Annotated in this window: 11 protein-coding genes; 8 read left to right on the forward strand and 3 right to left on the reverse strand. The window is 34.8% G+C overall.

The window, feature by feature from the left end; translation table 11 throughout:
* Together QTL86_RS22505 and QTL86_RS22510 are read left to right on the forward strand one after the other, a co-directional pair.
* The gene (locus tag QTL86_RS22505; protein ID WP_410496095.1) at positions 1–4,425 is read left to right on the forward strand and encodes a hypothetical protein; all 4,425 of its coding nucleotides are present in this window, start codon (positions 1–3) and stop codon (positions 4,423–4,425) included.
* A 98-nt stretch (positions 4,426–4,523) separates the two neighbouring features.
* Complete coding sequence (locus QTL86_RS22510; RefSeq protein ID WP_410496096.1) at positions 4,524–4,775, forward strand: hypothetical protein; 252 nt, start codon at positions 4,524–4,526, stop codon at positions 4,773–4,775.
* On the opposite strand, the gene QTL86_RS22515 is transcribed toward QTL86_RS22510, so the two are convergent.
* The 3 genes from QTL86_RS22515 to QTL86_RS22525 all read right to left on the reverse strand — a co-directional run bounded on the left by QTL86_RS22515 (position 4,772) and on the right by QTL86_RS22525 (position 7,788).
* Positions 4,772–6,172, reverse strand: coding sequence for an MATE family efflux transporter (locus tag QTL86_RS22515; protein ID WP_127067769.1), 1,401 nt, complete (start codon positions 6,170–6,172; stop codon positions 4,772–4,774). The two genes, QTL86_RS22510 and QTL86_RS22515, sit on opposite strands and share 4 nt — an antisense overlap.
* Positions 6,173–6,190: 18 nt before the next feature.
* The gene (locus tag QTL86_RS22520; protein ID WP_013658408.1) at positions 6,191–6,634 is read right to left on the reverse strand and encodes a MarR family winged helix-turn-helix transcriptional regulator; all 444 of its coding nucleotides are present in this window, start codon (positions 6,632–6,634) and stop codon (positions 6,191–6,193) included.
* 290 nt (positions 6,635–6,924) lie between these two features.
* Positions 6,925–7,788 carry a LysR family transcriptional regulator gene (locus tag QTL86_RS22525; RefSeq protein ID WP_410496097.1) on the reverse strand — a complete coding sequence of 288 codons (864 nt, stop codon included), beginning with the start codon at positions 7,786–7,788 and terminating at the stop codon, positions 6,925–6,927.
* Positions 7,789–7,908: 120 nt separating this feature from the next.
* On the opposite strand from QTL86_RS22525, the gene QTL86_RS22530 reads away from it, so the two are divergent.
* The 6 genes from QTL86_RS22530 to QTL86_RS22555 all read left to right on the forward strand — a co-directional run bounded on the left by QTL86_RS22530 (position 7,909) and on the right by QTL86_RS22555 (position 16,650).
* A complete protein-coding gene (locus QTL86_RS22530; protein WP_410496098.1) occupies positions 7,909–9,645 on the forward strand; it encodes an ABC transporter ATP-binding protein in 1,737 nt (578 codons plus the stop codon).
* Positions 9,642–11,399, forward strand: coding sequence for an ABC transporter ATP-binding protein (locus tag QTL86_RS22535; protein WP_410496099.1), 1,758 nt, complete (start codon positions 9,642–9,644; stop codon positions 11,397–11,399). The genes QTL86_RS22530 and QTL86_RS22535 overlap by 4 nt, the downstream gene beginning before the upstream one ends.
* A 192-nt stretch (positions 11,400–11,591) precedes the next feature.
* A complete protein-coding gene (locus QTL86_RS22540) occupies positions 11,592–12,020 on the forward strand; it encodes a MarR family winged helix-turn-helix transcriptional regulator (RefSeq protein ID WP_127067765.1) in 429 nt (142 codons plus the stop codon).
* Between the two features lie 136 nt (positions 12,021–12,156).
* A complete protein-coding gene (locus QTL86_RS22545; RefSeq protein ID WP_410496100.1) occupies positions 12,157–12,798 on the forward strand; it encodes a nitroreductase family protein in 642 nt (213 codons plus the stop codon).
* A 194-nt stretch (positions 12,799–12,992) separates the two neighbouring features.
* Positions 12,993–14,732, forward strand: a complete 1,740-nt coding sequence (locus QTL86_RS22550) for an ABC transporter ATP-binding protein (RefSeq protein ID WP_127067763.1) — start codon at positions 12,993–12,995, stop codon at positions 14,730–14,732.
* Positions 14,719–16,650, forward strand: a complete 1,932-nt coding sequence (locus QTL86_RS22555; RefSeq protein WP_410496101.1) for an ABC transporter ATP-binding protein — start codon at positions 14,719–14,721, stop codon at positions 16,648–16,650. Before QTL86_RS22550 ends, QTL86_RS22555 begins: the two co-directional genes overlap by 14 nt.
* The last annotated feature ends 131 nt before the right edge of the window (positions 16,651–16,781 follow it).

The raw sequence follows: 16,781 nt of genomic DNA on the forward strand, positions 1-16,781 counted from the left end.
ATGGCATCAATTTCTAAAATTAGATATACCAATGTAATTTATGAAAATGGCGGGAAACGCTATAATGACGAGGTATTTACGTGTGCAGGACATAATACAGCCATTTTACTTGAAAATGGTGGGGGGAAAACTGTTTTTATTCAAGCAGCCCTTCAAGCTATCTTGCCACATACGGATCTAGGAGAACGTAAAGCAAAAGAAACCTTTGTTCTAGAAGGAAATGCAGCACATATTGCTATTGAATGGATTATAAGTGATAAACCAAGACGCTATGCTCTAACAGCAGTAACGCTTTATCTTCAAAATAATGAGTTAAGATCTTATAAATATGCTTATGAATATGGCGTAGAAGATAAGGACAATATTGAAAGTTTACCTTTCACAAGAGAGGAAGGCGAGGCAGCAAGAGCTGCAACTAGGGTAGAGATGAATGAATACTACCAGAAAATGAGTAAAGAGCATATAGCAGCTAAGACTTTTGCTACGACTAAAGAATTTCATCAATACATTGAAGAGTACTTTAAAATTATCCCTGAAGAATGGCGCAGTATTACAGTCATCAATGGTGGAGAGGGATCGGTTGAAGCTTTCTTTGATGGCTGTAAAACAACTTCAGACTTAGTTGAAAAATTACTTTTACCAACAGTTGAAGAAGGCTTAGTAGGTAAAGGCGCCCAAGAGTTCGCAGGAACTTTTGAAAGTCAGAGGGAACATTTTAATAAGCATAAACAATTAGAGCGCAGCATTAAAGAAAGTGAAAAAATTAAAGCTGAAATCGAATCTTATGTAACAAGTTTTAGCATGTATAATCAAAAGGTCAAAGAATATGAAGCTAAAAAAGAAGAGGCAAAGGCACTTTGGCTGCTTATTGAGGATAAAGAAGTACAGACAAGGGAAAAACTTACAGCCTGTGACACAGAGAAGAAACAATTAGAGACTAAGAAGAGAGTGCTGCAAAAAGAGATAGCACTTATTGAAGTAGAAGAGGCTAAAGCAGCTTTAAATGAAGCTAGACTAAGCTATGAAAAAGAAAATAAAGCTTATGAAAAAGCAAAAGAAAAAAAAGAAGAAAAAGAAAAAAGGCGTCATGCTCTCAAGCTCTCTAGATTCCAAAACAATATGAATGAAGCACAGGCAAAAATTAAACTTTATGAGGAACAGCTAGCTTTATTAGGTGAAGATACAGAAGTAGAAGCAATAAAAGAGGCCTTAGAAGAAAATAGAGGAGAAATCAAAGGCTATTTTGAAGGGCAATTAGCGAGGCTTCAAAAAGAGTTAGGCCACTTAGAGAGAGAAAAGGAACGCTATTTAGAAGAACAGCAAGAACAAGAGAAAGAAAAGAAACAGCTGGATGAAAAGCTTCAGAAGCTTAGAGGTGATGCAAGTAAGCTCATTGGTAAGCTAGAGCATCAAGAAAAGCAAATGAATCAGATTAAAATGCTAATTGTAGCACAAGGCGCTAGTGAGGATATTGAAGGGCAAGAGAAAAAGTGGAAGAGCCGTTTAGCAGAAATTGAAGAAGGTAAGCTTAAATTAGCACAAAACTTAAGGGTATTAGAAGAGCGCCAAGTAGAGCTTAACCAAGTTATTAGTGAAAGCACGAATAAGCATACTAAAGTGCTAAGAGAAGCAAGTAGAACCAGTATGCAGCTTCAGCAGCTAGAAGACGCTCATGAGAAGATTCTTGTGGAGATTAAAAAAGTTTTACCTGCCTTTTATCATTTATCATCTATTTATTTAAAGTCTAGTCAAGTAATAACAGCATTAGAAGAACAAGTAGAAAAGCTTATAAGAGAAAAAGAAGAGGCACTCTTACTTGAAAGACGTCACTCACATTTCCTAGAAAACTATGAGGGACGTGACTTTTTCACAGTTGAACCACTTCTTGAGCTTTGGGTAGAAAAATGGATGAATCAGTTTAGCTTTTTACAAACAGGAACAGCTTTTATTGCAAGTTTAGAAGATAAAGAGCTCAAACAAAAGATGTATACTCAGCCAAAATGGGCACAGCTAGTAGTTGTATCAGATGGCAGTGAGCATGAGCTCATCAGCTTATTAGAGGAACAAACAGCAAAGATGACTTATCCAGTAGGTGTTGTTACCTTATCAGAGGCTAGGGCACTGTTAGAACAAGAAAAGCAGGTAGAAAGTCTTATTTATCCAACCGCTTGGAGTGAGAATATGCAGACCACATTTTTTGAAATGCATAAGAAAGAAGCGGGTAAAGCTTTAGAAGAAGCTATGGCATATCGCAGGCAAAAGGAAAATGAATTACGAGAAATAGACCAAACTTTAGAAAAGGTCAAGAGTTTCCTCGAAACCTATTCTCATGAAAAGCATGCTAGCCTAAGAGAAGAAAGTGATTGGTTTAAAAGACAAGAAATGGAACTTGCCCGAATCATGGAAGATGCTAAAGATAAGTTAATGAAGGCCCAGAAGGAAGCAAAGTTAACAAGTGAAACGTTAAGAAAAGAAGCAGAAGAAAAAAATAGATTACACGGCTATGTGGAAAAAGCAACAGAGTATTTAGGCATTAAAGAGGAATGTGATAAAGAAGAGGTACGTATTAAAAAGCTTCAAGAGACCATTAAAGAAGAAGAAGGTGCGTATAGTAAAGTGGAATATGCCTTAAGAAATACCCTTGAAGTTTTAGAAGAAGCCAAAGAAAATTATAGTCTTCTAAGAAGCAGTGAAAGTCGCATAATAGATGATCCACTTTATAAAGAAGTAAAAGATGAAAAAGCTATTTATTCTAATAAGGATATTGTCTATTTAAGAGATAAGCAGGAACAGTTAAAAGAAGCCCTAGACAATAAGCAAAAAGGCCATAGTGAAATTGAAACTCTCTTAAAACACAATCAAAAGGTATATGAAGAAAATGAAAAGAGCTTTCGTCAGGAACAAGCAGAAAGAGAAGAACGCTTAGAAAGTATTCCAGTATATAGAGAAGCTTATGCACAGGAAATGGAACGATTATCTGAAGAACTCATAGAAGTGAGAAAACAACTAGAGGAATTAGATGAGCAGGTTAAATTAATGAAAACAGACTTTGATAAAAAAGAGCAAGAGTATCAAAGTAAAAAAGAAGCTTATGAAGTAAGTTATGGTGTGATCAGTGAAGAAGCTACACAATCCTTGCAAGATAAAGAACGATTATTAAGAACACAAGTTGAGCTAGCAGAGAAAGAAAAATCTTTAGTTAAACAAACTGCAGGCTTAGAACGTGAACTGAAGTTTATTTTAGATAACAAGCAGCAAATGGATAAAAAAGATGAGCTTTTTGGGTATTGTGCCCCAGAAGTAAAGGTAGGTATCCTAGATGAGGCTGTGGAGCAAGAGTTTATATATGACCTAAAGGTAAGAGTAATCGTAAGTCATTTACTTGAAAGTTTACAACAGCTTAAAAATGGTGTTGAAGCAGGTAAAAAGGTAGTAGAAGAGAAGCAAATTGATTTTAAGCTATTCTGCCAGAGAGAAATTAGAGATAGTAAGCTTAGAAACATGGCGGTGCAAGGCATTACACAAAAGCAAGATTATGATGCATTAGTGATATGGAAAGAAAATATCGTAGAACGTATTAACCATACGTTAACTATATTAGAAAGAGATCTGATAGATCAAGATCAGCAGATTTCACAATTTATTATTCACCTTTATGCTTACTTAAAAACAGTAGCTAGTGAATTAACGGAGATCCCTAAAAATACACGAGTGAATACAGAAGAAGGTTGGAAAAACATTTATGAGTTTGTCATTCCAAGCTGGCAAGAAGACAGTGGAAAAGAAAAGATCCGTACCCATATTTATAGTTTACTAGATGATATTGAAGGGGATAGCTTCTTAGACGATACAGGAAAAGAAGACACCGGGAAAATCAAGAAATATATTAAAGAGCAATTTAAACTTAGAAATTTATTGAAAGTGGTAATGGGGAATGATGCTATTCGTGTAAGATGCCGCAAGGTAAGTAACATTGGTGATATTAGTAGCCAAAAGTACTCTTGGGAAACCTCTAATAAATGGTCGGGGGGAGAAAAGTGGAGTAAAAACATGGCACTTTACCTAGGAATTCTCAACTATCTAGCTGAGAAGAAACAAAATATTCAAAGTGAAGAGCAAAAAGTAAGCCGCGCCGTTATTTTAGACAACCCATTTGGTAAGGCATCAAGTGGACATGTCTTAGAACCAGTATTCTTTATTGCTAAACAACTTGGTTTCCAAATTATTGCCCTTACAGCCCATTCAGAAGGGGATTTCATTAGAAGATATTTCCCGATTGTTTATAGCTGTAAGTTAAGAAGTACTTTAGATCAAAGAACTTCAATTTTTTCTAAGGAACAAGAGATTAAAAAAGCATACTTTATGGACAATGATCCAGTGGCACTCAGCATTTTAGGAAGCAATCAATTAAGCTTATTTGCTTAGTGATCTATAGTGAAGCCTGTCATAGTAATGGATACTAATAAAAAGAAATAAGATATGAAGATATAGATAGACTAATCCTAGTACATAAGATTAATAGAATGACTTATGTACTAGGGTTTTTCTATTTAGCGCTACTAAAGATAGGGGAAGTTATATATCATTCTTGCGCTATTTGGATACTTAGTTCAACTTCGGTATTTAAACCCATTTTTATTGAGGGAAAAGAGTTAATAAATGGAGGGGCATTTGGATTTGAAGGTGGCCTAGCTGTAACCGTAGTCATGTTAATAACTGTAATCAGTGGCTTGGTACTCATCGGTAAGCAGCCTCTTTTACTGTATAGGATTTAGGATTGAGCAGAAAGATGCAGTGTTTTCTGCGTGCTTAATGTTTTCATATGAGTAAGTTCTTTACCAATGAGTGTAATCGTCACACAAAAGGCTAAGGCATCGGCTACTGGTGCAGCAAATAAAATCCCATCGATACCATAGAAGAATGGTAATACAAGAATGAGAGGGATTAAAAAGAGTACTTGCCTTGAGAGGGATAAGAACACACCTTTAATAGCTTTTCCAATGGCTGCAAAGAAGTTAGAGGAGATGATTTGCACGCCATTAATAAGTACCATAAATAAGAAGATTCTCATGAATTTAACTGCAAACTCAAAGTAGAGCTGATCTCCTGTTCCAAATAAGGATATAACTTGTTTTGGAAAGAATTGAAAGGCAATGAAACCTAAGACAGAAATGACTAAACTAGAGCTGACTGCTAGCTTATAGATACCTCTCACTCTGTCATAATTTTTAGCACCATAGTTGAAGCTGATAATAGGCTGAGCACCTTGAGAAATACCAATAATAACAGATATCAAGATAGCATTTGTTTTCATTACAATGCCACTACATGCAAGTGGTATTTCACTACCATAAATAGATTGGGAACCATAGTGAATAAGAGAGTTATTGAGTACGATTTGAACAAGTGTAATAGCTAACTGATTAAGACTATTACTCATGCCTAGAGAAGCAATTTTAAGGCACTCTGGTACTTGAAGCTTAAAGTGGTGCTTTTTCAAATCAATATGTTTAAAACGACGAATATAGTTAATAGCCATAAGGAAAGAAACAAGCTGTCCTATGACAGTGGCAAGTGCAGCACCAGCAACACCCATATCAAATGTAAAAATGAAAATAGGGTCTAGGATAGTATTAATAATGGCACCTACTAACATACAAGTCATGGAGAATTTAGGGCTTCCATCAGCTCTAGCTAAATTACTCATACCATTGGTAACAATAAGTAGTGGCATACCAAGAGCTGTAATTCGAGTATAGACCTTAGCATAAGGCATAATATCTGGTGTACTACCAAAAACCGTAAGTAGTGGCTGCAAGAAGATTTCAATAAGTATAAAATAAATGATGCCAAACAAAAACATCATGCTAATAGCGTTACCAACAGCCAGTGCAGCTTCTTCCTTTTGTTTTGCACCTAGTGCTAAGGAAAAGCGAGCAGCACTACCAATACCAATTAATAAAGCAATAGAAAGACAGATGGTGGTAAGAGGATAGGCTACATTGGTTGCCGCATTTCCCAAATAACCAACACCTTGGCCAATAAAGATTTGGTCAACAATATTATATAAAGAGCTTACTAACATGGCTATGATACTAGGAATAGCGTAACTTTTTAAAAGCTTGGGGAGTTTTTCATAGCCAAGAGGATTTTCATGTCTAATCTCGTTCATCATTATTTCCTTTCAGTATTATTCATTTTCTAGTTCTATTTCTTCGGTTACTTCCAAAATCGCTTTTTCTCCAGCTTTATTGAGAAAAGAAAAGAAGAGTTCTCTTTCTTCTACAGAAAAATCTTGAAGAAGTTTTTCATACCATGTCTTTTGGATATGGAGAATTTGTTTATTGGCTTCAAGGGCTTTATCTGTAGGATATAAGCAGCAAGTACGTTTATCTTTTTTGAGAGGTTCTTTTTTGATAAAACCGGTTTTTTCTAAATAAGCAAGGGAACGGGTAATATTACTTGGATGAATATAAAAAAGTGTTACGAAACGATCTTGTGTTATACCGGGTTCATTACATATTTTCATAATATACATATGTTGGCTACTATTAAGACCAAGAGGAGCTAACTGACGATCTAAGTGTATTTTAGTATATCGATCAGTAATAGAAAGCCATTTTAAAAATTCCATAGAATCACCTCAGTTTTTTATTATATACCTAAAAAATTGCGTGCGCAATAATAAGTTTGCGCACGCAATTAAAATCATTTTTATTTCTTAATAGGTTTGAATGTATTTATTTAAAGTTTGCACCAAAGCCTAAGATAGCGGTACTAATAAGTATAATAAAAACTAAAACTCCCATTAAAGCAATTTTGATTTTCTTCATTGTCATCTCATTATAGTCAGCTAGTGGTTCATATTATAGCATTGAATATTGACTAAATAAATATTTGCTTACTAGGGCAGTAGCCTAAATATTAAACCAAGAACTGATAAAAAAGATCCATAACCGTTGATAAATAGCTGTTAGGATTACGTAGCAAACAGATATCGGACTCTAATTCCTCATCTGAAATAACTCTTTTTTCCATATTTAAATCTGATAAAAGTGGTAAGGCAGATTCTGGGATAATCCCTATACCTAATCCTGAATTAGCCATACTAGCCGTTGTTCTAGCATCATCATTCATACAAAATATAAAAGGATTAAGAGAGTTCTCATGAGCAATTTCTTGAAATATTTTTTCCCATCTACGATAAAGAATGAGGGGTTTTGTACAGATTTCGGTTAAACTAACAGAAGGATTAGGAAGATTCTCAAAGTAGTGTACATGACCTACAGCATAAACACGTTCTTGCCGTAAAATGGTGCACTCTAAATCAGTAGCTGAAAAGGGTGTGCGAACAATGGCAGCTTCAATAAGATTATTTCGAAGCCTTTCTAATTGTTCATAGGTATTACCTTCAAAAATATTAAAGCGTATTTCAGGATAAGCTTGATGAAAGCAAATGAGCCATTCATTGATGAGCGTGCTACCAATAGAAGAAATAATACCAAGGCGTAAGGTGCCTATTTTCCCAGAGTTATAATCTTCTAATTCTTTTTTAGCAATAGCCATTTGCTCCAGTATAGAAGTCGCACGTGCATAAAAAATACGACCGGCTTGGGTGAGTTCAATTTTTCTAGAACCACGTTCAAAGAGAATCACGCCTAACTCATTTTCAAGCTCTTTTAATTTAGTACTTAAGGGTGGTTGAGAAATATTTAATTTTTCTGCCGCCTTTGAAATGTTACCTTCTTGAACCGTGCTAACAAGATAAGTAAGTTGTTTAAAATCCATGCGATCCTCCTATATGAATTTAATATAGTTAGTATATCATATTAATAATTTTAGTATAGTATATACTGTGATATGATAAGAGTCGGAAATTTGAAAAAATATAAAGGCGAGGAGGAAGAAATGAAAGAATTACTCGTTTACTTAAAAGGTTATAGAAAAGAATGCATCTTGGCCCCCTTATTTAAAATGCTAGAAGCTTCTTTTGAATTATTTGTACCTTTAGTGATTGCTACCATTATTGATAAAGGGATTGGTAATGGAGACAAGACTTACATTATACAAATGTGTGCACTGCTCATAGGCTTAGGGGTGATTGGACTTATCTGTTCAGTAACAGCACAGTATTTTTCAGCTAAGGCAGCAGTAGGTTTTGGGACAGGTGTACGTCATGCTTTATTTAAGCATTTATTAGGCCTTTCTTTTACAGAGATTGATACCTTAGGGACACCGACCATGATTACCAGAATGACAAGTGATGTCAATCAAGCTCAAAATGGGGTTAATATGGTACTTCGTCTCTTTTTAAGATCCCCATTTGTAGTATTTGGGGCTACTATTATGGCCCTTACTATTGATGTGAAATCAGCCATGATATTTGTTATTGCCATTATTTTATTATCTTTTGTGGTATTTGGGATTATGCTTCTTAATATTCCTATGCTTAAAGCGGTACAACAAAGATTAGATGGTGTTTTAAGTATGACAAGAGAAAACTTAACAGGAGTTCGTGTGATTAGAGCTTTTTGCAAAGAAGAGGAAGAAATTGAAGCTTTTAATAAAAGAAATGAAACCCTGACTAAGCAGCAAAAGAAAGCTGGGGGCATCTCAGCTTTAATGAATCCCCTTACTTATGTCATTATTAATATTGCTATTATTAGACTTATATGGGTAGGTGCGCTCCAGGTAGATGCAGGCAATTTAAGTAGTGGGCAGGTAGTAGCACTTTATAATTATATGTCACAGATTTTAGTGGAACTGATTAAATTAGCAGCGCTCATTATTACTGTTAATAAATCAGTAGCCTGTGGTAATCGTATAGCAGATGTATTTCATATCGAGTCTAGTATGCTAGAAAAAGAGGCTATTCATACGAATCAAGTAAAAGTAAGCAGTAATGAAGAGAGCATTACCTTTAAACAAGTTTCTCTTACCTATACTAATGCTGGGGAAGAGTCTTTAACAGCTATTGATTTTACTGCTAAAAAGGGAGAAACCATAGGTATTATTGGCGGTACAGGATCTGGGAAGAGTTCTGTTATTCATTTAATCCCTAGATTTTATGATGCTACTTCTGGTGAAGTACTGGTTAATGGTATAAATGTCAAAGATTATCCTTTAGAAACTTTAAGAGAAAAAGTAGGTATTGTGATGCAAAAGGCAGTACTCTTTAAGGGGAGCATAGAAGAAAACCTACGCTGGGGTAAGAAAGATGCTACAGAGGAAGAGTTACAAGCAGCTATTAAGACTGCGCAAGCAGAAGATGTGGTAAGTGTTAAAGGCGGAATGAAGGCTGAGATAGAACAAGGTGGCAGAAATCTTTCAGGTGGGCAAAGACAACGTTTAACCATTGCTAGAGCTTTAGTGAAGAAGCCGGAAATTCTCATCTTAGATGATAGTACCTCAGCACTAGACTTTGTCACAGATGCCAAGCTTCGTAAGGCAATTAAAGCGTTAGATTATTATCCTACCGTGGTCATTGTGTCGCAAAGAGCTTCTTCAGTGCAATATGCGGATCAAATTATTGTTCTAGATGATGGTCAATTAGTTGGAAAAGGGACTCATGAAGAGCTTCTAGAAAACTGTGAGGTTTATAACGAAATCTACTATTCTCAGTTTAAGAAGGAGGTAGAGGGATGAAAAAGACTGGTTTAAAAAAAGATGTTCAAAAAGACACGCTTAAAAAAGTACTTCGTTATATTAAAAAGTATAGGAGCTTGATGCTGATTTCTATTCTCTTAGCGGTTATCATTGTGGCATTGACTTTATATGTTCCTATTTTAATCGGAAAGGCTATTGATGGGATTGCATATAGTCAGGTTCAATTTGATTATATTTTAAAACAGCTTATGATTGTAGCTATTATAGTGAGCATAACAGCCATAGCACAGTGGTTTATGAATATGATTAATAATAAAGTAACTTATCAGGTTGTACGTGATATGAGAGATGAGGCGTTTAAAAAGATTGAGATTTTGCCGCTTAAATATATCGATACCCATTCACAAGGAGATATTGTAAGCCGTGTTATTGCAGATGTAGACCAATTTGCTGATGGGCTATTAATGGGATTTACTCAGCTATTTACAGGTGTTGTCACCATATTGGGAACCTTGCTTTTCATGTTAACCATTAATGTAAGTATTACTTTTGTAGTGGTTTTAGTCACACCTCTTTCATTATTTGTAGCCAGTTTTATTGCTAAGAAAACTTATACCATGTTTAAATTACAATCAGAAACAAGAGGGGAGCAAACAGCTTTTATTGATGAGATGATTGGAAATGAAAAAGTAGTAAAAGCTTATGGACATGAAGAAGAAGCCATTAAAAAATTCGATGAAATCAATGATAGATTAGCAAAATATTCTTTAAGGGCAACTTTCTTTTCTTCTTTAACTAACCCTACTACTAGGTTTGTAAACAGTGTGGTGTATGCAGGTGTAACAATTACAGGTGCTTTTGCAGTATTAAATGGCAAGATGACAGTGGGGGCATGGTCTTGCTTTTTAAGTTATGCTAATCAATATACTAAGCCTTTTAATGAAATATCAGGGGTAGTCACAGAACTTCAAAATGCCTTGGCTTGTGCAGCTAGAATTTTTGAACTCATTGAAGAAGAAGCCCAAGCTCCTGAAAGTCCACAAGCAGTCACTTTAGAAAACGCTAATGGCTATGTAAGTTGTAAAAATGTAAGCTTTTCTTATGTCCCAGAGAAAAAATTGATTGAGAATTTTAATATTCAAATTAAACCAGGCCAAAAGGTAGCCATTGTAGGGCCCACAGGCTGTGGTAAAACAACGCTCATTAACTTACTGATGCGTTTTTATGATGTGAATCAAGGAAGCATTCAAGTAGATGACAATGATATTAGAGAAATGACGAGAAGAAGTCTTCGTTTAAATTATGGTATGGTGCTTCAAGAAACGTGGCTGAAGAAGGGAACAATTAAAGAAAATATTATCATGGGTAAACCAGATGCCACTGATGAAGAAATAACTGCAGCAGCTCAAGCAGCACATGCCCATTCTTTTATTAAACGTTTACCAAAAGGTTATGATACAGTCATAGAAGAAGATGGAGGCATGCTTTCACAAGGGCAAAAGCAGCTTCTATGTATAACAAGGGTCATGCTCACGGAGCCGCCTATGCTGATTTTAGATGAAGCAACATCTTCAATTGATACAAGAACAGAAATTAAGATTCAAAGTGCCTTTAATCGATTAATGGAAGGTAGAACTAGCTTCATTGTAGCCCATCGTTTATCAACTATTCAAAATGCAGATGTTATTCTAGTTATGAAAGAAGGGAAAATTATAGAGCAGGGTAATCATAATGAGCTTTTAGGTAAAAAGGGATTTTATTATCAGCTTTATAATAGCCAGTTTGCAGTATAGAAAGATAGAATAAAGAGGAGAGTGTCGTGAGTAGAGAGGCAGTCTCCTTTTTAATGTTTATAGAGATAAGTAAGGTAGAGCAATAAAGTATAGCTAGTTAGTAAAATAGTGAGAAGCGAGTGCCATTTTTTATGACTTGTGCTAGTGTGTTATAATATAACTATTATTTTTATAAAAAACGAGGTTGGGGCTATGGAACAAGAGATGAGAATAGGTATTCTTTTAAAAATGATTAATAATATTTATGAGAGAAATTTTAATAGCAAAATATCAGAGATTAACTTAACAACAGCTCAATGTGATTTACTAGGATTTTTGCATGAGAATGAAGGTAAAGAAGTAAACCCTATTGATATTGAAAAGAGATTTAATCTCAAACGTCCCACTGTAACAGGTCTTTTAAAACGTTTAGAAGAAAAGGAATTTATTAGATTAGTACCTAGTATTAAAGATAATCGATATAAGCAAATTATTTTAACTAATAAGGCACAAGGGCATCACCAAGAAATGTTAGCTGGTTTAAAAGAGATGGAAAACCAATTATATCAAGGAATTAGTGAAGAAGAAAAACAAGAACTAATAGGTATCCTAAACAGAATGCTAAAAAATATGTCGTTATAAAAAAATAATTAAATAGTTAGCAAGCTAATCATGTAGTAGATGAAATTAAGATGCTTAATTGCATATGAATTTTTATTGCTATACAATAGGATGGGTAGTAGTAAAAATAAACAAGATAAATAGGAGAGGGATATAGATGTCAGAATTAGATTTTATTTACAAGAGAAAAAGTATTAGAGATTATAAAGAAGGAGAAGTACCTAAAGAAGCTATTTTAAAGATGTTAGAAGCAGCAACTTTAGCGCCTTCTCCAAAGCACCAACAAAATTGGCATTTTGTAGTGGTACAAAACGGAGAGATTATAAGCAAAATGGCAGAGGCAGTAACAAAGAGTCACGAACATATTGCATCTTTAGCAAGGAATGAGGAAGAAAGAGCACAGTTTATGAAGGTACTTCCTTACTACCTTAATTTTCAGCGATCATCATGTGCGGTTATTGTATATGCAAAAGAATATGACATGATTGAAGAGAAAATCTTAAGAGCTAACGGGGTAGATGAAGCAATTATAGATGTGATTAAATCACCACAAGCAGGTGCGCAAGGTATTGGTGCAGCAGTAGAGAACTTCTTACTTGCAGCTGCTAATATGGGCTATGGCGCATGTTATATGACAGGACCTGCTCATGCAAAAACTGAGATTGAAAAAATCATTGGTTTTGAAAAACCAGGTTATTCTTTAATGGCTATTATCTCATTGGGTATTCCAGCTGATGAAACACCAAGGCAACCAAGACGTAAACCTTTAGAAGATGTTGTTACCTTTATTACAGAATAGTAGAAGAGGCCATAAAGAGATAGACCAGTTAAGATGTTAAATATTGCACTATATGTTAGGGCAGAGGGGAATTCCCTCTGCTTATTAAAGGGTAGAGAACTGACTATAGACGATAAAAAATTTTTTTGTTACAATAGTTAGCAAGCTAATTATAAAATAGTAAAACGACATAAAGATATAGAGGAGGAACAGCGATGATAAAAACCTTACTAGCTCAGGTAAAAGAATATAAAAAGTCATCTATTCTATCACCCGTTTTTATTGTACTTGAGGTTATTATGGAAGTACTTATACCATTTATGATGGCTTCCATCATAGATAATGGAGTAGAAAACGGCGATATGAAACACGTAGTATTCATGGGAGTTTGTATGATTGGTGCAGCCATGCTAGCATTACTCTTTGGCGCTATAGCAGGAAAACATGCTGCAAAAGCAAGTAGTGGTTTTGCAAAAAACCTAAGGGAAGCCATGTTTGTCAATATACAGGATTTTTCTTTTTCTAATATAGATAAGTATTCAACAGCAGGGCTTGTAACCAGACTTACAACTGACGTTACTAACGTGCAAAATTCTTATCAAATGGTTATTCGTATTTGTGCAAGAGCACCATTTATGCTGATTAGTGCTATGATTATGGCCTTTTTGATTAATGCTAGACTTTCAATGGTATTTGTTGGGGCTATCATTTTCTTAAGTGTGGCGTTGACACTAATTATAAGAAAAGTACACCCTGTTTTTAGGCAAGTATTTAAGAAATACGATGATTTAAATGCTAGCGTACAAGAGAATATTAATGCGGTTCGTGTGGTTAAAGCTTATGTACGTGAGGAACATGAAATGAATAAGTTTGAGAAGGCATGTGAAAACCTTTATCAAATGTTTGTTAACGCAGAAAAACTTATTATCTTAAATATGCCAGTGATGCAATTTGCTATCTATGCGTGTATCTTACTCATTTCTTGGTTAGGTGCTAAGATGATTGTTGGTGGAAGCTTAACAACAGGGGAGCTCATGAGCTTATTTGCTTATATTATGAATATCTTAATGAGTCTGATGATGATTGCTATGGTATTTGTAATGATCACCATGTCACGCGCTTCAGCCGAACGTATTGTAGAGGTCATTAATGAAGAAACAGATTTAACAAATGGTAAAAATCCTATCTATGAAGTGAAAGACGGTTCAATTGATTTTGAAAACGTAGATTTTGCTTATAACAAAGATAAAAGTAACTGTGTACTTGAGAATATTAACTTTTCTATTCGATCAGGAGAGACCATTGGTATTATTGGTGAAACGGGTAGTGCTAAGTCTTCCTTAGTACAACTTATTCCAAGACTTTACGACGTAGTAGGTGGCAAGGTTAAAGTAGGAGGCTTAGATGTAAGAGCCTATGATCTTGAAACCCTTAGAAATGAAGTGGCTATGGTACTTCAAAAGAATGTCTTATTCTCCGGTACTATCAAAGAAAATTTGCGTTGGGGTAATAAAGAAGCCAGTGATGAGGAGATTATCAGGGCATGTGAGCTTGCACAAGCAGCAGAATTCATTGAAAAAATGCCTGAAAAATATGATACTTACATTGAACAAGGTGGAAGTAACGTATCAGGTGGTCAAAAACAAAGACTTTGTATTGCCAGAGCCTTGCTTAAAAAGCCTAAAATTCTTATTTTAGATGATTCTACAAGCGCAGTTGATACAAAGACAGATTCACTTATTAGAAAAGCCTTTAAGGAAGAAATACCAGATACAACTAAAATTATTATTGCCCAAAGAATTTCATCTATTCAAGATGCAGATAAAATCCTTGTTTTAAACGAAGGAAAAATCGAGGGCATGGGCAATCACGAAGAGCTCCTAGCTAGCTGTGACATTTATCGTGATGTCTATATATCACAGATGAAAGGAGCAGAAGAAAATGAGACAAAATAAGATGCCAATGGGACATGGAAAAGGTCCAATGGGTCCAGGTAAAGGACATATGAAGCTTGAGAACCCTGGTAAGACTTTAAAAAGATTAATGGCTTATATTTTTAAGAATTATAAACTACATTGTATTGTAGTTTTCTTCCTCATTCTTATTAGTTCATTAGCTAGTGTAAAAGGAATTAGTTTTATACAAGAGTTAATTGATGATTATATCATGCCCCTTTTAGGGTCAAATAATCCTGATTTTAGTCAATTACTTGGTGCACTTGTGAAGATAGCACTTATTTTCTTAGTAGGTGTTTTTTCTACCTATTTATACAATCGTATTATGATTTTTGTATGCCAAGGGACAATGAAGAACATTAGAAATGACCTTTTTAAGCATATGGAGAAGTTACCTATTAAATACTTTGATACTCATGCACATGGGGATATTATGAGTATTTATACCAATGATACAGATACTTTAAGACAAATGATTAGCCAATCTATGCCACAGCTTATTGCTTCTAGTATTACGATTATAAGTGTGTTTATTGCCATGCTCTTTTTAAATATGCCACTCACATTGGTTACGTTAATCATGGTAGGTTTAATGCTTGTAGTAACTAAGAGCATTACTGGTAAAAGTGGTAGCTATTTTATGAAACAGCAAAAGAACTTAGGAGCAGTTAATGGTTATATTGAAGAGATGATGGAAGGACAAAAGGTTGTTAAGGTATTCTGTCATGAAGAGGACAGTATCAAACGATTTAATGAACTTAATGAACAACTTTTTGACAGTGCAAACAATGCTAATAAGTTTGCTAATATTCTCATGCCTATTATGAACAACATGGGTAACCTTAACTATGTGGTAACAGCTATTGTTGGTTCAATGTTAGCAATTGCTGGTGTAGGTGGCTTTACACTAGGAGCACTTGCATCCTTCTTACAATTTAATAAGAGCTTTACCCAACCTATATCTCAAATCTCACAACAGTTCAATGCAATCATTATGGCCCTTGCTGGAGCTGACCGTATTTTTAAATTATTAGATGAAAAGGTAGAAGAAGATGAAGGTTATGTGGAATTAGTTAATGCTAAAATAGGCGCAAATGGTGAATGTGTGGAAACCAAAGAGAGAACAGGAATTTGGGCATGGAAACATTATCATAAAGAAGATGGCACAACAACTTACCAAAAGCTTGAAGGTGACGTAGTCTTTGATCATGTAGACTTTGGTTACAATGATGAGAAGATTATTCTTCATGATATAGAACTTTATGCAAAACCAGGTGAAAAAATCGCCTTTGTTGGTGCAACAGGAGCTGGGAAAACTACTATTACCAACTTAATCAATCGTTTCTATGATATTCAGGACGGGAAAATTCGATATGATGGCATTAACATTAATAAAATTAAAAAGGATGATTTAAGAAGATCTCTAGGAATTGTACTTCAAGATACACATTTATTTACAGGTACAGTTATGGAGAATATCCGTTATGGAAAACTAGATGCCACAGATGAAGAAGTTAAAGCAGCTGCAAGACTGGCTAATGCGGAGTACTTTATTAAACACCTACCACATGGCTATGATACAGTTCTCACTGGAGATGGTGCTAATCTTTCCCAAGGTCAAAGACAGCTACTAGCCATTGCTAGAGCAGCTGTAGCTAATCCACCAGTACTCATCCTTGATGAAGCGACATCAAGTATTGATACACGTACAGAAAAGATTGTTCAAGAAGGTATGGATAGACTTATGGAAGGCAGAACAGTATTTGTTATCGCCCACCGTTTATCTACTATTAAGAATTCAAATGTCATTATGGTACTTGATCAAGGAAGAATTATTGAACGTGGTAATCATGAAGACTTAATTGCAAAGAAAGGTACTTATTATCAACTGTATACAGGTGCCCTAGAGCAAGATTAATATAACTTCCTATAATATAAGGAAAATCAAATAAAGGACATATTTAAGAGCATTTATACTCTTAAATATGTCCTTTTTTGATTGTAGTATAAGGTATCTAGTGATAAGATATAATTGATGTAAAATTCTGA

It is taken from the genome of Cellulosilyticum sp. ST5 (assembly GCF_046529625.1).
Taxonomy (GTDB): Bacteria; Bacillota; Clostridia; order Lachnospirales; family Cellulosilyticaceae; genus Cellulosilyticum; species Cellulosilyticum lentocellum.